Here is a 21,423-nt window from a genome sequence, read left to right as displayed (position 1 = left end):
GGAGTCAGGATCTCAGGCGGCTGGGATCAACCTCATGAGATCCCGGCCTGCGCCGGGATGACGTGAATTGGTTGAATCAGGCCGCCTTGGCGGTGTGGTAGGCCCAGTCGAGCCACGGCCCGAGTGCCTCGATGTCGGCGGTCTCGACCGTCGCGCCGCACCAGACGCGAAGCCCCGGAGGCGCATCACGATAGCCAGCGACGTCGTAGGCCGCGTCTTCCGCTTCGAGCAAAGACGCGATCTTCTTGACGAGCGCGAGCTTGCCCTCCTCGTCGAGCCCGTCGACCGCATGATCGGCGAACTTGAGGCACACGCTGGTGTTCGATCGCGTCGCCGGATCGGCGGCGAGATGCTCGATCCAGTCGGTCTTCTGCACCCACGCGTCGAGCGCGGCGGCGTTGGCATCGGCACGGCCGATCAGGGCGGTGAGCCCGCCCAGGCCGAGCGCCCATTCGAGGCTCCAGATGCAATCCTCGACCGCCAGCAAAGACGGCGTGTTGATCGTGTCGCCCTTGAAGATCGCCTCGTCGAACTTGCCGCCTTTGGTCATGCGGAAGATCTTGGGCAGCGGCCAGGCCGGCACGTAGCTTTGCAGCCGCTCGACCGCGCGCGGGCCGAGGATCAGCACGCCGTGCGCGCCTTCGCCGCCCAGCACCTTCTGCCAGGAGAAGGTCACGACATCCAATTTGTCCCACGGCAGATCGGCCGCGAAGACGCCCGAGGTTGCGTCGCAGATCGCGAGGCCCTGACGGTCGTCGGGGATCCAGCCGCCGTTCGGCACGCGCACGCCGGAGGTGGTGCCGTTCCAGGTGAAGACCACGTCGGTCGACCAGTCGACCGCGTTCAGATCGGGGAGTTCGCCGTAACCGGCCTTGACCACCTTGGGATCGAGCTTGAGCTGCTTGACGACATCGGTGACCCAGCCCTCGCCGAAGCTTTCCCATGCCATGATCGTCGCGGGGCGGGCGCCCAGCATCGACCATAGGCACATCTCGACCGCGCCGGTGTCGGACGCGGGAACGATGCCGATGCGATGCGTATCGGGCAGCTTCAAAATGTGGCGGGTGACGTCCATCGCGTGGACGATGCGGCTCTTGCCGATCTTCGAGCGGTGCGAGCGGCCGAGCGAGGCGGAGGCAAGTCCGTCAGCATGCCAGCCCGGGGGCTTGGCGCAGGGGCCGGAGGAAAAATAGGGGCGCTCGGGCTTCACGCCCGGCTTCGGTAGGTCCGTCAATGTAGTCTCTCCTCACAGAGAGCGCGCGCCGCGTTGGGACGGCGTGGCCCGCCGCCGCTCATAAAGTCGGCGACGGACGAGTCAACCGCGCTGCGTCAGGCGGTTGTGCGCGACCGCTTCGCCACGTTCAGCCCGGCGCCGATGGCGAGCAGGATGAAGAAAGCGACCAGCATCGAGTGCGGCCAGAAATCGAAATCGTTGTGGAAATCATGCTCGATCACATAGCCGTACCAGGCATAGACCAGCAGCCCGCCGGTCGCGGCACTCCATGCCGCCAGCGCGTTCCAGGCGCGCATCCGCGTCGCCCACCAGAACAGACCCAGCAGCAGGCCGTCGATGATCAGCTCGGCCAGTACGGTCGCGGGCCAGGGCCAGCCCGCGCTTGATCCGCGGCCGTAAATCAGCAGCAGCGCCGACCCTATCAGAAAGCAGGCGCCGCCGACCAGCGCCGCGGGTGCCGCGCGGGGCGATTGGGTGGGGGCGCGGCGCGGGAAGCGAAACGCCGCGACGATCAACAGCAACACCACGACCAGCACCGAGATCATTTCGACGGGGGTCTCGCGGAAAGGGTCATGATTGCGCTGGAAGAGGCCGCCAGCGATCACACCGAATAATAGCAGCAGGCTTGTCACCACCAGCCCGATCCTGCCCAGCCACGGCTTTGGTTCGGTTTCGTGGAACAAGGCTTCGGTCAGCCCGATCGGTACCGCCATACTCCAGAGGATATGGATGCTGAGCACGTAGATTGCCCAAGGGAAGGCAGTGCCGAGCGCCGGGATGTAACCGTAAGAGAGAAGGCTGAGACCCAGATAATGCGGATCGAACAGGGTGGTGCTGACCAGCCCTTCCTCCATCACCGCATAAGCCAATGCGAGCAGGATGAAGGTCGGCCAGCCGCGTCCGGTGTGGCGCACCGCCTCGCGGATCAGGATCGCGCCGCCGCCGTACATGGGCGCGAGCGCGATCATTGCGGCGATGGCGACGAGCGGAATGTCGCCGAGCAGATATTCCGCTACCAATGGCGCCAGGAAGAAAAGGCTGGCCGCCGCGCCGATACCGCGCTTGTTCATGGCATTCTCCCCGATTTTCAGAGGAGCTTATTTGACCTTGGGCTGCGGGTCGAGATGCGTCGCGGTCGGCGGCGCGGGGTGGCCGAGCAGGCCACTGTCGCTCAGCCAATCCTCGATCTGCTGCGGCGAATGCTTGAGCGCGATCAGCTGGGTGTTTTCGCCGAGATTGTAGGCGTGGCCGCCCGCGCGGTAGATATGGAGTTCGGCCGAAGCGCCGGCCTGACGATAGAGCTTGAGGATATCGATCGGCGGCTGCGAGCAGCATTGGTCGTCGTCGGCCGCCGCCATGAAGATCGGCGGCGCATCCTTGGTCACGACCTCGTCGTCGCCGTGGAGCGGCCCGGGGAAGATCAGGATCGAGAAATCGGGCCGCGCGGGCATCAGGTCGATCGCGTCGCCCTTGCCGCGCGCATGGACCGGCGCGCTCAACGTCACCATCCGCGCAAGCTCGCCGCCGGCGGAGAAGCCCATCACGCCGACGCGATGCGGATCGACATGGAATTTGTCGGCGTGCGCGCGGATGAAGCGCATGCCGCGCTCGGTATCGGCACGCGCATCCTCCAGCGTGTAGGGCGAGCCTTCCTCGCGGAACAGGCGATAGCGCAGGACGAAGGCGGCGACCCCGCGATCGGTGTACCATTTGCCGACCGCCTCGCCTTCGCTCGTCGTCACCAGCAAGGCGTGGCCACCACCGGGCACGACCAGAACAGCGGTGCCGTTGGCCTTGGCCGGATCGGGCAGGTACGCGGTGACGCTCGGATTGTTGACGTGCTTGGTCCACCAATCCTGGCTGATTTCCGGAATCGACGCCCGCGCCTCGAAGCCGGGCACGCCGCCCTGCCAGAGCGGGAAGCGTTCCTGCGCGGACGCAACGCCGGAAACGAACGACAGGCATACGGCGAACAGGGCAAGACGCTTCATCGACGATCCCCTCATATATGTTTGCGCTAACACACTCGGCGGGGATGATGGTGTCAAGCGACCAGCAGTCGTACATATGCCGGTCGTCGCATTTCGATATGGGCAGGGGCGCTTACTCCCGCTAACGGCGAGCCAATGACCGATACAAGCATTCCCAAGCGCATCTTCCCCAAAGCCAAGGACGACGCCGCCTCCGCCGCGCAGCAGGCGGGCCACGTCCTGCCGCAGACTTCCGACCCGGCCTATCGACTCGCCTATCAGGATCCCGATTTCCTGCTGCGCGACGATCTGCGTCCCGTGCGCTTTCAGCTCGAGCTGATGAAGCCGGAACTGTATCTGGAGGAAGCCGGGATCGGCTCGACCTTCGTCATGTACGGATCGGCGCGTATCCCGTCGCCCGAGCGCGCCGATCTGCTGGTCGATGCCGCCAAGACCGAAACCCAGCTGCGCATCGCCGAGAGCCTCAAGGCCAAGTCGCATTATTACGACGTCGCGCGTGAGCTTGCCCGGCTGGCGAGCAGTGCCCCGGATTCATCCGACGGCAAGCGCCAGTTCGTGGTCTGCTCGGGCGGCGGTCCGGCGATCATGGAAGCGGCCAATCGCGGCGCGGCCGATGTCGGCAAGGATTCGGTGGGCCTCAACATCGTGCTGCCGTTCGAGCAGGCGCCGAACGAATATGTGACGCCGCACCTGAGCTTCAATTTCCACTATTTCGCGCTGCGGAAAATGCACTTCCTGATCCGCGCGCGCGCGGTCGCGGTCTTCCCGGGCGGCTTCGGCACGTTCGACGAATTCTTCGAGCTGCTCACGCTCGTCCAGACCGGCAAGACCGCGGTCCTGCCGATCCTGCTCTACGGCAAGGAATTCTGGAACCGCGTCGTCAATTTCGACGCGCTGGTGGAAGAGGGCGTGGTCGCGCCGCAGGACATGGACCTGTTCCGCTTCTGCGAGACCGCCGAGGAAGGCTGGGCCTGCGTCCAGGATTTCTACAAGACCAACAAGGAACCGCTTTTCCGCAAGGGAAGAGGTGAGAAGAAATAGTTCGAGCTTAGATTTGAGAATGCCCGGCCTAACGCGCCGGGCTTTTTGGTGTACCTTGTCACCAACCGGGGAGCGACATGATCGGACTGTTGGTACTGGCGTCGGTGACAGCGACAACACCTGACAAACGATGCGCGGCCCGCGTTGAATTTTATCAGCCGGCCGCTGGTGTCGTCAGCACGCCTCTCATGGCTGCGAGCGTCGCCAAGCTTTATTTGGAGCAGATTTACGGGGCTGACGTGATCCGTCGCGAGCTACCGCTACAGGTTAGTCGAACACGTGAAGTCTGGCACGTCCGCGGCGGTTTTCAAAAGCCGGGCTTTTTGAAAACCGCCGTCGGCGGCGTGGCGGAAATCGATTTATGCCAGTCCACCGGGCAGGTGCTTCGAATCTCTCACGGCAAATGAGGATGTGAGGCACACCCGTATTGAGTCCCTCCCGTAGCAGGGAGGGACTCAATCAGATCAGAGCGCCGCCTTCAGGTCCTCGACCAGGTCGGTACGCTCCCACGGGAAGAAATCGCCCTCGGGCTGGCGGCCGAAATGGCCGTAGGCGGCGGTCTTCTGGTAGATCGGCTTGTTGAGCTTCAGATGCGTGCGGATGCTGCGCGGGGTGAGCCCGCCCAGCTTGGGGATGCTCATGATCGCCGCCTCGATCTTGTCGTCGCCGACGGTGCCGGTGCCGTGCGTATCGACATAGAGCGACAGCGGCTTCGACACGCCGATCGCATAGGCAAGCTGGATCGTGCAGCGCTGGGCGAGCCCGGCGGCGACGATATTCTTCGCCAGATAGCGGGTGATATAGGCCGCCGAGCGATCGACCTTGGTCGGATCCTTGCCGCTGAACGCGCCGCCGCCATGGGGCGATGCGCCGCCATAGGTGTCGACGATGATCTTGCGGCCGGTGAGGCCTGCGTCGCCGTCCGGCCCGCCAATCTCGAAGCTGCCGGTCGGGTTGATGTGATATTCGGTTGCGTCGGAGAGCAGAGCGGCCGGCAATATGTCGGCGATCACCCGCTTCACATAGGCCTTGAGTTCGGTCTCCTTCTCGCCCTCGTCATAGCCCTTGCCATGCTGGGTCGAGACCACGATCGCGGTCGCGGCGACGGGCTTGCTGCCTTCGTAGCGCAAGGTCACCTGGCTCTTGGCATCGGGCTCGAGGAACGGCGCCGCGCCGGAATGGCGGTCGGCGGCCATGCGCTCGAGGATTTTGTGGCTGTAATAGAGCGTCGCCGGCATCAAATCGGGCGTATCGTCGGCGGCATAGCCGAACATGATGCCCTGATCGCCCGCGCCTTCATCCTTGTTACCCGAGGCATCGACGCCCTGCGCGATGTGCGCGGACTGTGGGTGGAGGTTGTTCTCGAAACGGAAGGTCTTCCAGTGGAAGCCATCCTGCTCATAGCCGATGCGCTTGACGGTCGCGCGGACCGCGTCCTCGACTTCCTGCTGCACGCCGGGCGCCCAATTGCCCGCCTCGTCCATGATGCCCTTGCCGCGAATCTCGCCCGCCAGCACGACCAATTGGGTGGTGGTCAGCGTCTCGCACGCGATGCGCGCTTCGGGGTCCTTGCTGAGAAACAGATCGACGATCGCGTCCGAAATCTGGTCGGCAACCTTGTCGGGATGGCCTTCCGAAACGCTTTCGGACGTGAAGAGATAGTCGCTGCGCATGAGGGATCGGTTCCTTGGGGTAAGCGGCGGATACCGCACATAAAGCTATCGTTATATGTGGCGTCTAGCTTGGGCGGCGGCGGCTTGCAAACCCCAACGCCCCCAAGAAAAGTGCGAGGACCAACGGCAAAATGTTTCCCCACCGCGCGAACAGGGTGGGCGCGTGCGCGGGCGGGAGCGGCAATTCGATCGCACCGGCGGTACGCCACGGCAGCGATGCGAGCAGGCGCCCATCGGCGTCGATCACGGCGGAAATGCCGGTCGGGGTCGATCGCACGACCGGCAAGCCTTCTTCGGTCGCGCGTAGCCGGGCCTGGGCGAGATGCTGCGGCGGCCCCCAGCGTCCGAACCAGGCGTCGTTGGACGGATTGAACAGGAAAGCCGGCCGATTGGCACGGTCGACCACTTGGCCCGAGAAGATAATCTCGTAGCAGATCTGGATGCCGACCTTGCCGATGCCGGGCAGCATGATGTCGCGCGGGCCCGGGCCGGCGTCGAAATCTATGTCGCCCGGCGCAAGGCGTGAGAGGCCGAGGCGAGAGAGCAGCGGGCGCATCGGCAGATATTCGCCATAGGGGACGAGATGCGCCTTGTCGTAGCGGCCGAACAGATTGCCCTGGGGATCGAGCCCGAACAGGCTGTTGCTCGCCGAAACCGGATCGCCGTCGGGCGAGAAGCGGACTGCCTCGGCCCCGGTCAGCATCAGATCGTGCGGCCCGAGCAGGCTGGCGAGCGTGGACCGCGCGAGCTGATCCTGTTCGAGCAAGGCGGGCACCGCCACTTCGGGCCATAGCAGGATGCGCGGGTGCGGGCCGGGCTTGCCGCTGAGCGAGGTCAGGCGGTGGTAGTTGTCGGCGCTCTGTGCGTCGTCCCATTTTCGGTCCTGGCCGATGTTGGGCTGGACGACATGGAGCAGAGGCGTGTCGGCTCCGGGCGTTGCGGCGACGTGCGGAAAGAATGCGGCGGCGGCACCGCCGGCGACCAGCACGGCGAGACCGATGCGGGCGTTGCGGTTCTCGACCGCGCGCCAGATCAGGCCCGCAATCAATATGGTCAGGCCCGACAGGCCATAGGTGCCGACCAAAGCGGTCAGCGCGCGCATTGGCCAGACCGGCGCCCAGATCGCGGCGAGCGGATTCCAGGCGAAACCGGTGAAGAGCGCGGCGCGCAGCAGCTCGCTCACGATCCAGGCCGCGGCGAACAGGAGCGGCAAAGCGGATCGGTTGCGCCGCGCCAGCAGCCACGCCACGCTGCTCGCGAATGCGGGGAAGAGCGCGAGGTAGAGCGACACCAATACCACCGCCACCCAGCCAAGCCAGGCAGGCATCGCCGCCTGATAGGTGAAGGCGGTCGCGATCCAGTTGAGTCCCAGGCAGAAATGGCCGAGCCCGAACCACCAACCCAATGCCGCCGCGCGGCGCACGCCCTTTGCCTGATCGAGCAAGGCGGCCAGTCCCGCGAGGCAGAGCAGGGTCAGCGGCCACCATTCGAGCGGCGCGAAGCCGCACGCGGCGGTAAGGCCCAGCACGAACGCGATCGGATAGGCGCGGGTCGCGCGGAGCGGCGGCATGGCGCGCGCTCTACCGGGCTTGGATCGCTGCGTCACCCCGGCGGTTATTGACCCCGTCGGCCATATTAAGACAGGACGCGTGCGTGCGTAGGAAATTGTCTGTCACTGCGATCCTTCTCCCTTTCGCCCTGATGGCGTCGGGATGTGACAAGACGCCGATTCCCGGTCCGCTGCCGAAAAGCGACCATTTCGACGGGCAGCATTTCTTCAACCCCGACGGCGATCAGGGCTCGGGCGGCGAGCAGAAGAAAAGTACCTTCCGGATGGTCCGCGAACTGTTCTATCCGCCCGATCATAGCTGGCCGAAGCATGTGCCGGTCACGCCGACGCGGCCGCCGGCGCGCGTGGCGGGGCAGGCGATGCACGTCACCTGGATCGGCCATTCGACCGTGCTGGTGCAGACGCAGGGACTGAATATCCTGATCGATCCGGTCTGGCACGAGCGCGCCGCGCCGGTGCAATGGGCGGGCATCAAGCGCGTGCGCGAGCCCGGCGTGCGGTTCGACGATCTGCCGCGCATCGATCTCGTGCTGATCAGCCACGATCATTACGATCATCTCGATACGCACATCCTGCACAAATTATGGCAGCGCGATCGGCCGTTGATCGTCGCCGGCCTCGGTATGGACAGGCTGCTCGCGCATTACGCCATACCGGCGGTGGCGCGCGACTGGGGGCAAAGCGTGCCCATCCGCCCCGGCATCGCCGTCATCCTCGACCGCGCGCATCACTGGAGCGCGCATCGCTACGACAAGCATGATCAGACCTTGTGGACCGGTTTCACCGTCACCCTGCCGGGCGGCAATCTCTATTATGCGGGCGATACCGGGCCGGGCGACATGAAATGGGCGGCGCAAGCGGCGCGCGCCGGGCCGGTACGGTTCGCGATCCTGCCGATCGGCGCCTATCATTTCCACACCCCGCCCAGCGGCAACCATATCGGTCCGGAAGATGCGGTGCAGGCGTTCGGCCAGCTCCACGCGGCCTATGCGCTCGGCGTGCACTGGGGCACGTTCGAGCTCACCCCCGAGGCGATCAACGAGCCGCCCCAACATCTCGCAAAGGCGCTGGCCGCCGCGCATATCGCCCCCGACCGCTTCCGCGTGACCGAGGCCGGCCAGCCGTGGGATATTCCCGCGATCGCGGCTGACGGCAGCGTCGCCGCGCGATAAAGGTCGCCAGATGCAACCCTTCCACCTCGCTTTCCCGGTCCACGATCTCGCCGCCGCGCGCGCTTTCTATGGCGGGCTGCTCGGCTGTCCGGAGGGGCGCAGTTCCGATCACTGGATCGATTTCGATCTGCGCGGCCACCAGATCGTCGCGCATCTCGATTCCGCGGCGAAGCCGGCCGGCATCACCAATCCGGTCGACGGCCATGACGTGCCGGTGCCGCATTTCGGGGTCGTGCTGGAATGGGACGACTGGCACGCACTCGCCGACCGGCTGAAGGCCGCTGGCATCGGCTTCGGCATCGCGCCCTATATCCGGTTCAAGGGCGAGGTCGGCGAGCAGGCGACGATGTTCTTCTACGATCCGTCGGGCAATGCATTGGAGTTCAAGGCGTTTCGCGATCCGGGCCAATTGTTCGCGACCGCCTGACCATGCGTACGCCGCCGCCGACGATTGATCCGGATACCTATCGTGCGAGCGACCCCTCGTTGGGTAAACTCGGAGACGACGCCGCCGTCGCGCATTACCGCGCGCATGGCCGCGACAAGGGGGTGGTCGCCTCACCGCTCGCGCTGCGCGAAAATCTGCTGCTTTTCATCGAGGACGACATATCGCTCCTCGAGATCGGGCCCTTCTGCCGCCCGCTCAAGCGCGGCCCCAGGGTCGAATATCTGGACGTGCTCGATGCCGGGCAATTACGCGCCCGCGCCGGCCAGACGGGGGGCGATGCCGCCGGGGTGCCGGACGTCATCCACCATGTCGGCGATCTCGACATCGTCGACCGGACCTACGACGCGATACTCAGCAGCCATGCGCTCGAGCATCAGCCCGATCTGGTACGCCACCTCCAGCAGGTCGAGCGCATCCTCAATCCGGGCGGCGGCTATTTCCTGATCATCCCCGACAAGCGTTATTGCTTCGATCACTTCATCGCCGAGAGCACGATCGCCGACGTGCTGCAGGCGCATCGCGAGCAGCGCCGCACGCACACGCTGAAAAGCGTGATCGAGCATCGCGCGCTGACCGTGCACAACGATCACCTGCGGCACTGGCAGGGCGATCACGGCAATCCCGAGCGCAGCCGTGCGGCGCGGGTCAAGGCGGCGATCGACGAATATGAGGCGGCCGCGGGCGGCTATGTCGACGTGCATGCCTGGTATTTCACGCCGCCGGCTTTCCGGTCGATCGTCACCACGCTGCGCGAACTGGGGCTGATCGGACTGGAGATAGCGGGCATTTATCATCCGGCGCGCGACCGGAACGAATTCTGCGCGATCCTGAAGCGGCCGGACTGACGCGTCAGGTCAGCAGCTTGGTGCCCTGCTCGCGCACCGCCGCGCCGATGATGCCGGAGAAATAAGCCAGCATCGGCGGCAGCGAGACATGGACGCGGACGACATTGTCCAGCACTTCCAGCCTGGCCGGAATATTCTGGCCCATGGCGCTGATCTCGAGCGCGATCTCGTTCTCGCTCGGCCAGCTATGGCGGACCTGGCCGACGCCGCCTGGCATGTGGCCGCCCAGCTCTCCAATCCGTGATTTCAGCCGTTCGCGCGCGCCGGTCTGGCCGAGTTTGTGCGGTACATCGATGATGACGGGGACGGCCATCAGCGTAGTCCCACGCGCCAGATGCTGTTGCCGACGTCGTCGGCAACAAGCAGCCCGCCATCCTTGGCGACGACGACGCCGACCGGACGGCCGTGCGCCCGGCCCTTGGCGTCGAGGAAGCCGGCCAGCACGTCGACCGGCTTGCCGACCGGCTGGCCCATCACGAATTTTACGAAGATCACCTTGTAGCCCGACAACGGATCGCGGTTCCACGAGCCATGCTGGCCGATGAAGGCGCCCTCGGCAAAAGCCGGTCCGAGCCTGGCGCCGGTGGCGAAGGCAAGGCCGAGCGACGCGGTGTGCGGCCCAACCGCATAATCGGGCCTGATCGACGTCTCCTCGATCAGTTCGGGCGCGGGGTCCCTGGGCCGGCTGTCGGGGTAGGTGCCCCAATAAAACCAGGGCCAGCCGTAGAAGCCGCCGAATTGCACGTTCGTCAGATAATCGGGGACTAGGTCCGATCCGAGCGCGTCGCGCTCGTTCACGACGGTCCACAAAGTGTGCGTCGTCGGCTCCCAGCCCATGCCGTTCGGATTGCGCAGGCCATAGGCGTAGATGCGGTGATCGCCGGTCTTGGGATCGACCTCCCAGATCGCGGCGCGGCCCTGTTCGACCCCCTGGCCACGTTCGCCGACATTCGAATTGGAGCCGATCGTCACGTAGAGCTTCGACCCGTCGGGGGCGGCGACGACATTCTTGGTCCAGTGATGGTTGATCCGGCCGGCGGGCAGATCGAGCACCTTCTGGCTCTTGGCGGTGATCTTGGTTTCACCGACTTTGAACGGGAAGCGCAGCAAGGCGTCGGTATCGGCGACGTAGAGCTGGTCGCCCACCAGCGCCATGCCGAACGGTGAATTCAGCCCCGACAGCAGCACCGTGCGCTGGTCGGCGATGCCGTCGCCATTGGTGTCGCGCAGCAAGGTGATGCGGTTGGCACTCTTGCCCGTTGCGCCGGCTTCGCCCTGAAGCTTGCGCTCGACCCAGCCGGCGAAGCCCTTATTGTCGTCGGGCTTGGGCGGGGCGTTGGTCTCGGCCACCAGCACATCGCCGTTGGGCAGCGCCAGCAGCCAGCGCGGATGATCGAGTCCGGTCGCGAACGGCTGAACCTTCAACCCTGCTGCCGCTATCGGCATCTCGCCGGCTTTCCAGCCGATCGGCGTGGCGAGCTTGAACAGAGGAACCACGCTGGCGCGCGGCGTCGCGATCCGCGGCTGCGTACCTTGCTCCTCCACGATGTCATATTGGGCCTTCTGGCGATGACGCGAGATGATCAGGAAGGTGCCGCCGACCAGGACGAGCAGCACCAGCACAACGATCATATTCATGAAAGCGCGCTTGATCATGGCTTCGAAAACGCTCCCTGCTCAGAAAGGTGGCTTCACTCGACCGGTGCCGCGATCGCCGGCGGATGCAGGCGCAGGCGGGTAACGCGGCGGGGATCGGCCTCGGTGATCTCCAGCCGCCAGCCGCTGGGATGGAGAATCGTCTCGCCCGCTTGCGGCACATGGCCGGCCAGCACGGTCGCGAGCCCGCCCAAAGTGTCGACATCCTCCTCGACCTCGCCCAGGCGGGGATCGATCAGATCGGCGACCTCTTCCAGTTCGGCGCGGGCATCGGCGAGCCAGATGCCGTCGACCATCGGCACCAAGGCCGCCTCGGGCGCATCGTCATGTTCGTCCTCGATCTCGCCGACAATCTCTTCGACGATATCCTCGATCGTGATCAGGCCTTCGGTGCCCGAATATTCGTCGAGCACGATCGCGAGATGGGTGCGCGTCGCGCGCATTTCGGCGAGCAGGTCGAGCACGCCCATCGATTCGGGCACATAACGCGGCTGACGGATCAGCGTGGCGACCGTGTCCGGCGGCGTCTCGTCGCGCGCCAGGATCGCGAACACGTCCTTGATGTGGATCATGCCGATCACCTCGTCCAGGCTGTCGCGATAGACGGGCAGGCGGCTGTGGCCGGCCTCGGCGAAGGCGGCGACCAGTTCGGTGAAGCTGATATCCTCCGGCACGGCGATGATGTCCGCGCGCGGAACGCCGACGTCGCCTGCGGTGCTGTCGCCGAATTCAAGCAGGTTGCGCAGCATCAGGCGCTCGGGGCCGGACAGTTCGCCCTGGGCGGGTGCCTCGTCCTCATGCTCCTCGATCGCTTCCTCGATCTGGTCGCGCAGCGTCGGCTCGTTGTCATGGCCGAAGATCAGGCCACGCAGGCCGGCCCACAATCGGCCACCTCCAGTGTCGTCAGCCATGGTGAGAATCAACCCTCACGCACGGCATAAGGATCGTCGATGCCCAGCGTCGCCAGCGCGACTCGCTCGATCTCTTCCATGGCCTCAGCCTCGGCCTCTCCCTGTTCATGGTCATAGCCTAGCAAATGCAGGGTGCCATGGACAATCAGGTGGGTCGCATGATCCTCGACCGAGGCATGCTTGTCCTTGGCTTCGCGCGCGCAGACGCCGTGCGCGAGCACGATGTCGCCGAGCAAGGTCTCGCCGTCGTCGTCGCCATTGTTGATCGCGTCGAGCAGATCGGGCTGGACCATGGGGAAGGACAGGACGTTGGTCGGCTTGTCCTTCTGGCGGTAGCTGCTGTTCAGCAGCCGCACCTCGTCGTCGGACGTGTAGCGGACCGAAACCTCGACGATCGTCACCATCGTCGCGATATCGCCATGCGCGCTCGCCTCGATCGCGGCGCGGACCGCGCGTTCGGCGATCGCGTCCCACCTGCCGGCGGGCCACGGTCTCTCAATGGCAGTCTCGACCTGGATCATAAATGGCGCTTACGCGTCCGGACCCTCATATGCATCGACAATCCGGCCCACGATCGGATGACGCACGACATCGGCGGCGCTGAAGCGGATCGTGGAAATGCCTTCGACCCCCTCGAGCCGGCCGACCGCGTCAGCGAGGCCCGATTTGCCGATATCGGGCAGATCGATCTGGCGCGGATCGCCGCACACCACCATCCGGCTGTTCTGGCCGAAACGGGTGAGGAACATCTTCATTTGCATCGGCGTGGTGTTCTGCGCCTCGTCGAGGATGATGAAGGCGTCGCCGAGCGTCCGGCCGCGCATGAAGGCGATCGGCGCGATCTCGATCTCGCCGCTGGCGATGCGGCGTTCGACCTGCTCGGCCGGCAGCATGTCGTACAGCGCGTCGTAGAGCGGGCGGAGATAGGGATCGACCTTCTCCTTCATGTCGCCGGGCAGGAAGCCCAGCCGCTCGCCCGCCTCGACCGCCGGACGCGACAGGATCAGGCGCGTGACCTGGCCCTGGATCAGCATCTGCACCGCCTGCGCGACCGCGACATAGGTCTTGCCGGTGCCCGCCGGCCCGAGCGCGAAGATCACGTCGGCCGAAGCCAGCGCGTGCATGTAGCGCGTCTGCGTCGCCGAACGCGGCACGATCGTCTTCTTGCGCGTCCGGATCATGATCGACGGTCCCTCGGACACGTCGTGGCGGATGATGCCGTCGAGCGTGGGCTCGGCCGACATGCTGATCACCGCCTCGACCATGCCGGAGTCGATATCCTCGCCTTTGACGATGCGGTTGTAGAGGCCGGTCAGCACCTCGCGCGCCCGCGCGGCGGCCTCCGCCTCGCCTTCGATCTGCAGCTTGTTGCCGCGGGCGCTGACATAGACGCCGAGGCGATTCTCGATCGCGACGAGGTTTTGGTCATATTCGCCGAACAGGCGGCCAAGCAGCTGCGGCCGATCGAACAGGATTTCTAGGCGGGCGCGGTCGCCGGCCTGGGCGGGAACGGGCTTGCGGCTCATTCGGTCCTTTCGAATCCCGAGCCTGAATCAGGCCCCAAGGTCTGGCCGCGATGTTGGTGCGGCGGCGCGCGGAAAGGAAGCCACAATCGGACGCCGCCGAATTATCCGATACGAATTCGTGCCCAGACGGGCAGATGATCCGACGCGTTGCGCGCGAGCAGCGAATGATGGACGCCTGATTCGAGCACCTTGATTCCAGGGCTCACGAACATCCGGTCGAGTCGGCCGACGGGCTGGCGCGCGTGGAAGCTGGGGCCGAGCGCGACGGGCATATGATGCTGGCCGAAGTCGCGCAGGCAGCCGCCGCTGCGCCATTCGTTGAGGTCGCCCGCAAGCAAAGTCGGCAGCCGATCGGGCTGATGGTCGAGTTCGGACAGGATCGCGCGCGCCTGCTTGCGCCGCCACAGGCCGGACAGATCGAGATGCATGCCGACCAGGCGCAGCGACTCCCCCCGAACGCGCACGTCGGCCAGCACCGCGCCGCGCGGTTCGAGCGTCGGAAGGTGAAGCGGCAGGTGGCGGATGATCTCCACGTCCGGCCCGACCAGCACTGCATTGCCGTGCCAGCCGATGCTGCCGGGACGCATCTCGTAGGGCACGGCGCGATAGGGGCTGTGCTCGGTCAGCATGTGCATCGGGATGGCGCTCTGGCGCTGGCCGAATCGGCGGTCCGCCTCCTGCAGCAGCACGATGTCCGCGCCGATCTCTCCCAATATTTCAAGGATACGCTCGGGCCGGCGGCGGCGGTCGGCGGCAATCGCCTTGCGAATATTGTAACTGGCGATCAGCACCATGACGAACGAACCGTGCGCCCTCCTTCCTGTTCCCGCAATGATGTGAGAAGTGCGGCAATGCTGCAACAGCGAGCAGCTTTTCGCCGCAGCGCGGGACTCGTGTTGCGGTGCGAAAAGAGCGTGTGTTAGGCTGCGGTTCAGGTTGGTAGCGAACCACTGCTTGCCGCATCATCAAGCTGTCACAATAGCCGGTCAGGGCCGGCAGGAAACGCAAACGGGGGTCCCCAAAAATGAAGAAGCTTCTTGTCGGCTGCGCACTTTCCGCGCTCGCAGCCAGCAGCGCCTACGCCCAGTCGACCGGCTCGGTGGACTTCCAGCAGAAGGACATCGTGATTACCGGCACCCGTACCAAATCGGTCGACGGCGTGCAGGTTCCGAACACCGCCAAGGCGAAGGGCGTGCTCGACAGCACCTTCATCCAGCGCCAGACGCCGGGTCAGTCGGTCGACGATATCATCAACATGCTTCCGGGCGTGAGCTTCCAGAATAACGATCCTTACGGCGCCTCGGGCGGTACGCTGACGATCCGTGGTTTCGATGCCAGCCGCATCTCGCAGACCTTCGACGGTATCCCGCTCAACGACACCGGCAATTATGCGCTCTATTCGAACCAGCAGCTCGATCCGGAACTGATCGATCAGGTCAGCGTCAACCTCGGCACGACCGACGTCGACAGCCCGACCGCTTCGGCGACCGGTTCGACCGTCAACTATCGCACGCGCGATCCGTATAACGACTTCCATGTCCGCCTGCAGGGCTCGGCCGGCAGCTTCGACTTCTTCCGCATCTTCGCGGTGGTCGATACCGGCGTCTTCACGCCCTTCGGCACCAAGGCGTTCCTCTCGTTCAGCCACGAAGAGAATGAGAACCCCTACCAGGCGCTGAGCCGGACCGATAAGTGGCAGTATAACGGCAAGATCTATCAGCCGATCGGTTCGAGCGGCGATTTCATCTCGGCCGCGTTCAACTGGAACCACAACGTCAACGGCAACTTCTCGTCGGTGCCGTTGCGCATTGACCCCGTCGTGCGGAGCGGCGCCACCGTTACCGGGCCGCGCGTCGTCGGTTCGGGGTCGAGCAACCGATTCCCGCTCACCCACAGCGAAGCGGATTATACCGCGCTTGTCGCCGCAAGCTGCGCCCCGAGCGCTTCGGCTCCGGGCGGCGGCATCGATATGCCGCAGACCGGTGTGGCGGACTCGACCAACACCTGCGGCACGCTGTTCGACCAGAGCTTCAACCCGTCGAACACCGGCAACATCCGCGTCAACTCGCGCTTCACGCTGGCTAACGGCCTCGTCCTGACGGTCGATCCCAGCTATCAATATGTGAAGGCGAACGGCGGCAGCGGCGCGGTCAAGGGCAATGAGGGCTTCTACACCCGCGCGGCCGGCAGCACCGGCGCCGCGATCACGACGCCGATCTACGGCTATATCGGCGGCCAGCCTTATTTCGGCGGCGTCGATCTCAACGGTGACGGTGATGTGCTCGATTCGCCGGGCCACGCTGCGACCGGTGCGCTGACCGGCACCACCCAGGGCGTCGAGGGCTATGCATCCAGCCAGACGGGCACGCACCGCATCGGCGTGATTTCGTCGCTGCGCTACGACATCAGCTCGACCCAGACGATCCGTCTGAGCTACTCGTACGACCATGGCCGTCACCGCCAGACCGGCGCTTGGGTGCCGCTCAACCGTGACGGCTCCACCAGCCAATATTTCCCGATCGACGCTCCGGTGTCGGACGCCAGCGGCGCTCCGATCGAGAAGCGCAACCGCCTCTCCTACGCGATCCTGAACCAGGTTTCGGGCGAGTATAGCGGTCGGTTCTTCGAAAAGCTGGTGATCACCGCGGGCGTCCGCGCCCCGTTCTACGAGCGCAAGCTGAACAATTATTGCGTGACCGAAGCGGGCGGCTCGTTCGTCGACTGCTTCAACAATGCGGCCAGCCAGGCAGCCTTCCTGGCGGCTTCGCCGACCTTCGTCGCGCCGATCAGCAAGACGTTCAAATATCACAAGATCCTGCCGCAGGCCGGCGCGACCTATGACATCACGTCGGCGATCAGCGCTTATGCCAGCTACTCGAAGGGTCTGCAGGTTCCGGGCACCGACAACCTCTACCAGTCGCTCGGCTTCCCGAACGGCTCGGCCAATCCGGCGCCGGAAACGACCAACAACTTCGACACCGGTCTGCGCTATCGTACCAGCAAGATTCAGGCCCAGCTCGGCCTCTGGTACACCGGCTTCCAGAACCGTCTGGCTTCGGCCTATGATCCGGTCAACGACGTGACGGTCTACCGCAACCTCGGCACGGTTCACAAATATGGTGTCGACGGCAATGTCGCCTACACCGTGATCCCCGAAGTGACCGTGATGGCGTTCGGCTCCTACCTGAAGTCGAAGATCCTCAACAATGTCGACGCCGGCACCTGCACGGCCGCGAACGCGGTCGCCAATGCCTGCACCGTCGGTCAGCCGATCTTCGCGCTGACCGCCGGCAAGCGTGAATCGGGTGCTCCGGTCTACACCGCGGGTGGTCGTATCGAGGGCAATCTCGGGCCGCTCGAAGTGGGCCTGCAGGCCAAGCGTACCGGCCGTCGTTACATCAACGACCAGAATCTCCCGGTCGTTCAGTGCACCGGATCGGTCCAGGTTCTGGGCTGCACGGGCACGCCCTACCAGGTCTACGGCGCCATCGCGAAGGGCTACACGACCGTCGATCTCGACGCGCGTCTCGCCATCGGCCAGTGGGTTCACAATGACCGGACTTACATCCAGTTCAACGTGACCAACCTGTTCAACAAGCTGTACGTCGCCGGCTACACCGGCAGCTACTCGCAGTGGACCATTCCGTTCGCTTATGTTGGTGCTCCGCGCGCCATCAGCGGCACGCTCGTGGTGGGCTTCTAAGCCCAGCCTGCAAGACGCAAAAAAAGACCCCGTCGCTCTTCGGAGCGGCGGGGTTTTTCTTTTTTGGTCTTGGTTCAGTTTCACTGAACCCGGCGCGGCACCGGCCCGCACCCCCACCCGGCCTCCCATAGAATAGCCTGACTGGGAGGCCGGGTGGGGGTGCGGGCCGGTGCCGCTCTACACTGGAAAGTCAGGGAATCCGTTCGTTGGGGTCGGTGCCCCAGATCCCCGATTGCTCGACGAAGCCGAGCTTCTCGCCGATCTGGATGCGGCAATATTGGCCGTCGCACTTGGATATGCGGCCGATCACGCCCGGCTCCGCCTGCCACAGCAACGGACCGTCCCCATTTGGCGCCGACCGGATCGGACGCAGCCCGCTGCCGGTCACGACCGCCGTGCGCCGCGCCGCGAGCAGGGTGGCGAGCATCCAGCCGGCGCTGCCATCCTGCTCCTGCACGCGCCGCCACGGGCCCACCACCTGCAGCACGCGCACCGGCAGATCGCGGCGCTTGTACAACCAGACGGCGGGATAGGAGCGGTCGGGGCCGGTGCGCATCAGCGCCTGGCCGGCGGCGATCGACGCCCAATAGGGCACGGGGCGCTCCTGCGCGAGCGATGGCGCTGCCAGTGCGAAGCCGAGGGTAAGAAGCAGTACGCGTTTCACAACCACTCCGTCATTCCCGCGAAAGCGGAATCCATAAACTCTGACGCTGCGATTTCAAACGCGCGCTCAAGAATATGGATTCCCGCCTACGCGGGAATGACGGAGAACCAAAATCTAGCGCGGATTTGCCTCGAGCCAGGCCAGCACATTGTCGGGCGTGCTTTCGGTATAGGGGTCTTCGTCCGAGCCGACATCGTTGATGCCGGGCTCCTCGAACCAGCCGGCGACGACGCCATCGTCGATCACCATCGCATAACGCCAGGAGCGCTGGCCGAAGCCGACATGATCCTTGTTGATCAGCATGCCCATGCGGCGGGTGAAGTCGCCCGAGCCGTCCGGCAGCAGCTTGACCTTTTCGAGGCCGAGATGCTTGCCCCACTGGAACATGACGAAGGCGTCGTTGACCGCCAGGCAATAGACCTCGTCCGCGCCCGCGGCGGTGAGGTCGTCATAGTGCCGTTCGAATGCGGGGCATTGCTCGGTCGAGCAGGTCGGGGTGAAGGCGCCGGGCAGCCCGAACACCACCACGCGGCCCTTGCCGAACAAATCGGCGGTCTTGCGATCCTGCCAGCGGAAGGGGTTGGGGCCACCCACGCTTTCGTCGCGCACGCGGGTCTTCAGGGTAACGTCGGGGATTTCGCGGCCGAACATCGGAACTCCTTCTGTGGCGGATGCCCGAACGTCCCGGTGCAGTTGATCGAAACTTAGGTGATCGGGCCTTCCGCGCGGCCTTGAACGAACTGATCCACATAGGGGTTGCCGCTGTCGTACAGCCGGTCGCGCGGGCCGATCCAGACGATCTTGCCCTGATAGAGCATGGCGACGCGGTGCGCGATCTTGCGGGCCGAGGCCATGTCGTGGGTGATGGTGAGCGCGGTGACGCCGAGATCGTCGACCAGGCTGACGATCAGATCGTTGATCACGTCGGCGCGGATCGGATCGAGCCCCGTGGTCGGCTCGTCGAAGAAGATGATTTCCGGCCGCGGCGCGATCGCGCGGGCGAGCGCGACGCGCTTCTGCATGCCGCCCGACAATTCGCTGGGACGCAGGTTGAGCACGCGTTTGTCGAGCCCGACCCGCTCCAGATTCTCCTCGGCGATGGCGCGCATGCGCGTCCCGTCGACGCGGCGGCCCTGGGTCAGGCCGAACGTGACGTTGCGCCAGACCGGCAGCGAATCGAACAGGGCCGATCCCTGGAACAGCATGCCGAACTTGGCGCGCATCCGATCCTGCGCGCCGCCGCGCAGGCCGACCACCTCCGCGCCGTCGATCCTGATCGAGCCGCTGTCCGGCCGCAGCAGGCCGAGGATGCATTTCAGCGTGACCGATTTGCCGCTGCCCGATTGGCCGATGATCGCCATGCTCTCGCCCGGCTCGATCGCCAGGTTGAGCCCGTCGAGCACGACATTGCCGGCGAATTCCTTGGTGACGTCGGTCAGCAGGATCTTGGGCTGCGCCGCCATCAGCCGAACACCATCGCGGTGATCAGGAAGTTGGACGCGAGGATCAGCACGAACGCGCTGACCACGGCGTTGCGGGTGGCGTTACCGACTCCCGCGGCGCCGCCGCTGGTGCGGTAGCCGTGATAACAGCCCATCAGCGCGATGAAGAAACCGAACACGCCGGCCTTGACCATCGCCATCTGGAAATCGTCGAAGCTCATATATTTGCGCGTGACCGCCAGATAGCCGGCGGAATTGAAATGGAGCTTCTGCACCGCCAGCAGCCAGCCGCCGAAGATGCCGATCGCGTTGGCGGCGAGCACCATCAGCGGCAGCGCCACCATCGCCGCGATCAGGCGCGGCGCGATCAGATAACGGTAGCTGTCGGTGCGCAGCGTGGTGAGCGCGTCCAATTGCTCGGTCACGCGCATCGTCCCGATCTCCGCCGCCATCGCGGAGGAGACGCGGCCCGCGACCATCAGTCCAACCAGCACCGGCCCAAGCTCGCGCACCATGCCGATCACGACGACCGCAGGCACGGTCGACTGGGCGGAGAAGCGCGAGCCGGCGGTATAGATTTGCTGGGCGAGCGCGGCACCGGTGAAGATCGCGGTCAGGCCGACCACGGGTAGCGAGAACCAGCCGATATAGGCGAGCTGTTCGAAGAAACGCGCCGGATAATAAGGCGGGGTCACCGCCCGGCCCAGCGCCCGTCCCGCGAACATCGCGACGCGGCCGACGGCGGCGAACATGGCGATGATCGCGCGGCCGATCGTCGTGAAGGGGGCGAGCAGCGCCGCGGCGGGTTTGGAAGCGGGCATATTTGTGCCGCTGATAGCGGTGTGGGGCGGCGGCGGGCAACCCTATCCGGTCACTGCCGGTCGCATTGGCGCCCGATCATCGCCGGTGGGAACGAATATCGTCCCGCCGGCGCGGTGAATCAGGACCATGTGGCCATGCTTATTGGCTGAACTTGTGCACCATTTCGGCACGCGTCTTGTCGATAGCGGCGAGCGCGCGGGCGCGGTCGGCGTCGGAGATATTCCGGTCGTGGCGGATTTCTTCCATCGCCTCGCGCAGCGAATCCTGCACCTCGCGATTGATCGCGGCCATGTCGACGCAGCCCAGAGCAAGGCGGCTGACCGCCTGGGAGTCGGTTTCCCCCGGGGGCGCGGGCGTGGCATGCGTGCAGGTGAGTTCCAGTTCGGCGCGGGCCTGCACCATCGCGTCGCGGCTGATCGCGGCGAAATCGACATTCGCGACCGCCTGGCGCGCGGCGTCACCGGCCTGGCGTGCGATTTCGCCTGCCTGGCGGGCCTGCTCGCCGGCCTGGCGAGCGGCTTGCCGCACCGCCGCGGCCTGTTCGGCCGACAGCTTGGCGTGCATCGGCGGCAGGGGCGGCAACGGTGCTACGGGCGATACCGGCGGCAGCGGGCTGAGCGGCGCGACCGATGCCTGCGGTGGCAGCGGCGCTTCGGGGCCCGTCGGAGCGACGGCATCGGCCTGATCGCCATCGTCGTCGCTGGTAGTGGTCGTTCCATCGGTCG

21 protein-coding genes and 1 pseudogene are annotated in these 21,423 nt (G+C 65.4%); 6 read left to right on the top strand and 16 right to left on the bottom strand.

Annotation, left to right across the window (positions count from 1 at the left end):
• Window positions 1-76: 76 nt before the first annotated feature.
• The 3 genes from VK533_RS07065 to VK533_RS07055 all read right to left on the bottom strand — a co-directional run bounded on the left by VK533_RS07065 (window position 77) and on the right by VK533_RS07055 (window position 3,225).
• Window positions 77-1,234: a phosphoserine transaminase gene (locus VK533_RS07065; RefSeq protein ID WP_324376161.1), complete on the bottom strand. Its 1,158-nt coding sequence runs from the start codon at window positions 1,232-1,234 to the stop codon at window positions 77-79.
• Between the two features lie 95 nt (window positions 1,235-1,329).
• Window positions 1,330-2,304 carry a hypothetical protein gene (locus tag VK533_RS07060; RefSeq protein ID WP_324376160.1) on the bottom strand — a complete coding sequence of 325 codons (975 nt, stop codon included), beginning with the start codon at window positions 2,302-2,304 and terminating at the stop codon, window positions 1,330-1,332.
• Window positions 2,305-2,331: 27 nt separating this feature from the next.
• Complete coding sequence (locus VK533_RS07055; protein ID WP_324376159.1) at window positions 2,332-3,225, bottom strand: alpha/beta hydrolase; 894 nt, start codon at window positions 3,223-3,225, stop codon at window positions 2,332-2,334.
• A 135-nt stretch (window positions 3,226-3,360) separates the two neighbouring features.
• Between VK533_RS07055 and VK533_RS07050 the strand changes: the two genes are divergently transcribed.
• Window positions 3,361-4,266: an LOG family protein gene (locus VK533_RS07050; protein WP_324376158.1), complete on the top strand. Its 906-nt coding sequence runs from the start codon at window positions 3,361-3,363 to the stop codon at window positions 4,264-4,266.
• A gap of 77 nt (window positions 4,267-4,343) precedes the next feature.
• Window positions 4,344-4,673, top strand: coding sequence for an NTF2 fold immunity protein (locus VK533_RS07045; protein WP_324376157.1), 330 nt, complete (start codon window positions 4,344-4,346; stop codon window positions 4,671-4,673).
• 57 nt (window positions 4,674-4,730) lie between these two features.
• On the opposite strand, the gene metK is transcribed toward VK533_RS07045, so the two are convergent.
• Together metK and lnt are read right to left on the bottom strand one after the other, a co-directional pair.
• Window positions 4,731-5,939, bottom strand: a complete 1,209-nt coding sequence (metK, locus tag VK533_RS07040) for a methionine adenosyltransferase (protein WP_324376156.1) — start codon at window positions 5,937-5,939, stop codon at window positions 4,731-4,733.
• A gap of 64 nt (window positions 5,940-6,003) precedes the next feature.
• Complete coding sequence (gene lnt, locus VK533_RS07035; protein WP_324376155.1) at window positions 6,004-7,509, bottom strand: apolipoprotein N-acyltransferase; 1,506 nt, start codon at window positions 7,507-7,509, stop codon at window positions 6,004-6,006.
• Window positions 7,510-7,640: 131 nt separating this feature from the next.
• Here lnt and VK533_RS07030 point away from each other — a divergent pair, with 131 nt between their 5' ends.
• The 3 genes from VK533_RS07030 to VK533_RS07020 are packed head-to-tail and all read left to right on the top strand — an operon-like array spanning window position 7,641 to window position 9,974.
• On the top strand, window positions 7,641-8,681 hold the full coding sequence (locus VK533_RS07030) for an MBL fold metallo-hydrolase (protein ID WP_324376154.1): 1,041 nt from the start codon (window positions 7,641-7,643) through the stop codon (window positions 8,679-8,681).
• Window positions 8,682-8,691: 10 nt separating this feature from the next.
• Window positions 8,692-9,108, top strand: a complete 417-nt coding sequence (locus tag VK533_RS07025; protein WP_324376153.1) for a VOC family protein — start codon at window positions 8,692-8,694, stop codon at window positions 9,106-9,108.
• Window positions 9,109-9,167: 59 nt separating this feature from the next.
• Window positions 9,168-9,974 (top strand): class I SAM-dependent methyltransferase, encoded by an 807-nt coding sequence (locus tag VK533_RS07020; protein WP_324376152.1) that lies wholly within the window; start codon window positions 9,168-9,170, stop codon window positions 9,972-9,974.
• A gap of 4 nt (window positions 9,975-9,978) precedes the next feature.
• Here the strand turns inward: VK533_RS07020 and VK533_RS07015 are convergent, their stop codons facing one another.
• The 6 genes from VK533_RS07015 to VK533_RS06990 all read right to left on the bottom strand — a co-directional run bounded on the left by VK533_RS07015 (window position 9,979) and on the right by VK533_RS06990 (window position 14,861).
• Entirely contained in the window at window positions 9,979-10,287 is a 309-nt protein-coding gene (locus tag VK533_RS07015; RefSeq protein ID WP_324376151.1) for a polyhydroxyalkanoic acid system family protein, read from the bottom strand.
• Window positions 10,287-11,612 (bottom strand): sorbosone dehydrogenase family protein, encoded by a 1,326-nt coding sequence (locus VK533_RS07010; protein WP_324376150.1) that lies wholly within the window; start codon window positions 11,610-11,612, stop codon window positions 10,287-10,289. The genes VK533_RS07015 and VK533_RS07010 overlap by 1 nt, the downstream gene beginning before the upstream one ends.
• A gap of 53 nt (window positions 11,613-11,665) precedes the next feature.
• Window positions 11,666-12,541 carry a hemolysin family protein gene (locus VK533_RS07005; protein ID WP_324376149.1) on the bottom strand — a complete coding sequence of 292 codons (876 nt, stop codon included), beginning with the start codon at window positions 12,539-12,541 and terminating at the stop codon, window positions 11,666-11,668.
• Between the two features lie 8 nt (window positions 12,542-12,549).
• Window positions 12,550-13,062 (bottom strand): rRNA maturation RNase YbeY, encoded by a 513-nt coding sequence (ybeY, locus tag VK533_RS07000; RefSeq protein ID WP_324376148.1) that lies wholly within the window; start codon window positions 13,060-13,062, stop codon window positions 12,550-12,552.
• Between the two features lie 9 nt (window positions 13,063-13,071).
• Window positions 13,072-14,067 carry a PhoH family protein gene (locus tag VK533_RS06995; protein WP_324376147.1) on the bottom strand — a complete coding sequence of 332 codons (996 nt, stop codon included), beginning with the start codon at window positions 14,065-14,067 and terminating at the stop codon, window positions 13,072-13,074.
• A 101-nt stretch (window positions 14,068-14,168) separates the two neighbouring features.
• The gene (locus tag VK533_RS06990) at window positions 14,169-14,861 is read right to left on the bottom strand and encodes an endonuclease/exonuclease/phosphatase family protein (RefSeq protein ID WP_324376146.1); all 693 of its coding nucleotides are present in this window, start codon (window positions 14,859-14,861) and stop codon (window positions 14,169-14,171) included.
• A gap of 230 nt (window positions 14,862-15,091) precedes the next feature.
• On the opposite strand from VK533_RS06990, the gene VK533_RS06985 reads away from it, so the two are divergent.
• Window positions 15,092-17,770: a TonB-dependent receptor gene (locus VK533_RS06985; RefSeq protein WP_324376145.1), complete on the top strand. Its 2,679-nt coding sequence runs from the start codon at window positions 15,092-15,094 to the stop codon at window positions 17,768-17,770.
• 190 nt (window positions 17,771-17,960) lie between these two features.
• On the opposite strand, the gene VK533_RS06980 is transcribed toward VK533_RS06985, so the two are convergent.
• The 5 genes and pseudogenes from VK533_RS06980 to VK533_RS06960 all read right to left on the bottom strand — a co-directional run.
• On the bottom strand, window positions 17,961-18,434 hold the full coding sequence (locus VK533_RS06980) for an SH3 domain-containing protein (RefSeq protein WP_324376144.1): 474 nt from the start codon (window positions 18,432-18,434) through the stop codon (window positions 17,961-17,963).
• Between the two features lie 114 nt (window positions 18,435-18,548).
• On the bottom strand, window positions 18,549-19,085 hold the full coding sequence (locus tag VK533_RS06975) for a peroxiredoxin (protein ID WP_324376143.1): 537 nt from the start codon (window positions 19,083-19,085) through the stop codon (window positions 18,549-18,551).
• Between the two features lie 53 nt (window positions 19,086-19,138).
• The gene (locus VK533_RS06970) at window positions 19,139-19,897 is read right to left on the bottom strand and encodes an ABC transporter ATP-binding protein (protein WP_324376142.1); all 759 of its coding nucleotides are present in this window, start codon (window positions 19,895-19,897) and stop codon (window positions 19,139-19,141) included.
• On the bottom strand, window positions 19,897-20,697 hold the full coding sequence (locus VK533_RS06965; RefSeq protein ID WP_324376141.1) for an ABC transporter permease: 801 nt from the start codon (window positions 20,695-20,697) through the stop codon (window positions 19,897-19,899). Before VK533_RS06965 ends, VK533_RS06970 begins: the two co-directional genes overlap by 1 nt.
• Before the next feature lie 139 nt (window positions 20,698-20,836).
• A pseudogene (locus VK533_RS06960) lies at window positions 20,837-21,423 on the bottom strand (hypothetical protein); the annotation flags it as partial.

The sequence above is a fragment of the Sphingomonas sp. genome (genome assembly GCF_035317925.1).
Lineage (GTDB): Bacteria > Pseudomonadota > Alphaproteobacteria > Sphingomonadales > Sphingomonadaceae > Sphingomonas_I.
Note: the sequence above shows the minus strand (reverse complement) of the source record. Positions and strands in the feature narration are given on the sequence as shown.

Bases quoted from the DNA above. Each gene is read 5' to 3' on its own strand.
- metK (WP_324376156.1), bottom strand. From the start codon at position 5,939: ATGCGCAGCGACTATCTCTTCACGTCCGAAAGCGTTTCGGAAGGCCAT.
- VK533_RS07060 (WP_324376160.1), bottom strand. From the start codon at position 2,304: ATGAACAAGCGCGGTATCGGCGCGGCGGCCAGCCTTTTCTTCCTGGCG.
- VK533_RS06995 (WP_324376147.1), bottom strand. From the start codon at position 14,067: ATGAGCCGCAAGCCCGTTCCCGCCCAGGCCGGCGACCGCGCCCGCCTA.
- VK533_RS07025 (WP_324376153.1), top strand. From the start codon at position 8,692: ATGCAACCCTTCCACCTCGCTTTCCCGGTCCACGATCTCGCCGCCGCG.
- VK533_RS07005 (WP_324376149.1), bottom strand. From the start codon at position 12,541: ATGGCTGACGACACTGGAGGTGGCCGATTGTGGGCCGGCCTGCGTGGC.
- VK533_RS07030 (WP_324376154.1), top strand. From the start codon at position 7,641: ATGGCGTCGGGATGTGACAAGACGCCGATTCCCGGTCCGCTGCCGAAA.
- VK533_RS07010 (WP_324376150.1), bottom strand. From the start codon at position 11,612: ATGAATATGATCGTTGTGCTGGTGCTGCTCGTCCTGGTCGGCGGCACC.
- VK533_RS06975 (WP_324376143.1), bottom strand. From the start codon at position 19,085: ATGTTCGGCCGCGAAATCCCCGACGTTACCCTGAAGACCCGCGTGCGC.
- lnt (WP_324376155.1), bottom strand. From the start codon at position 7,509: ATGCCGCCGCTCCGCGCGACCCGCGCCTATCCGATCGCGTTCGTGCTG.
- VK533_RS06965 (WP_324376141.1), bottom strand. From the start codon at position 20,697: ATGCCCGCTTCCAAACCCGCCGCGGCGCTGCTCGCCCCCTTCACGACG.
- VK533_RS07015 (WP_324376151.1), bottom strand. From the start codon at position 10,287: ATGGCCGTCCCCGTCATCATCGATGTACCGCACAAACTCGGCCAGACC.
- VK533_RS06985 (WP_324376145.1), top strand. From the start codon at position 15,092: ATGAAGAAGCTTCTTGTCGGCTGCGCACTTTCCGCGCTCGCAGCCAGC.
- VK533_RS06990 (WP_324376146.1), bottom strand. From the start codon at position 14,861: ATGGTGCTGATCGCCAGTTACAATATTCGCAAGGCGATTGCCGCCGAC.
- VK533_RS07045 (WP_324376157.1), top strand. From the start codon at position 4,344: ATGATCGGACTGTTGGTACTGGCGTCGGTGACAGCGACAACACCTGAC.
- ybeY (WP_324376148.1), bottom strand. From the start codon at position 13,062: ATGATCCAGGTCGAGACTGCCATTGAGAGACCGTGGCCCGCCGGCAGG.
- VK533_RS07050 (WP_324376158.1), top strand. From the start codon at position 3,361: ATGACCGATACAAGCATTCCCAAGCGCATCTTCCCCAAAGCCAAGGAC.
- VK533_RS06970 (WP_324376142.1), bottom strand. From the start codon at position 19,897: ATGGCGGCGCAGCCCAAGATCCTGCTGACCGACGTCACCAAGGAATTC.
- VK533_RS07055 (WP_324376159.1), bottom strand. From the start codon at position 3,225: ATGAAGCGTCTTGCCCTGTTCGCCGTATGCCTGTCGTTCGTTTCCGGC.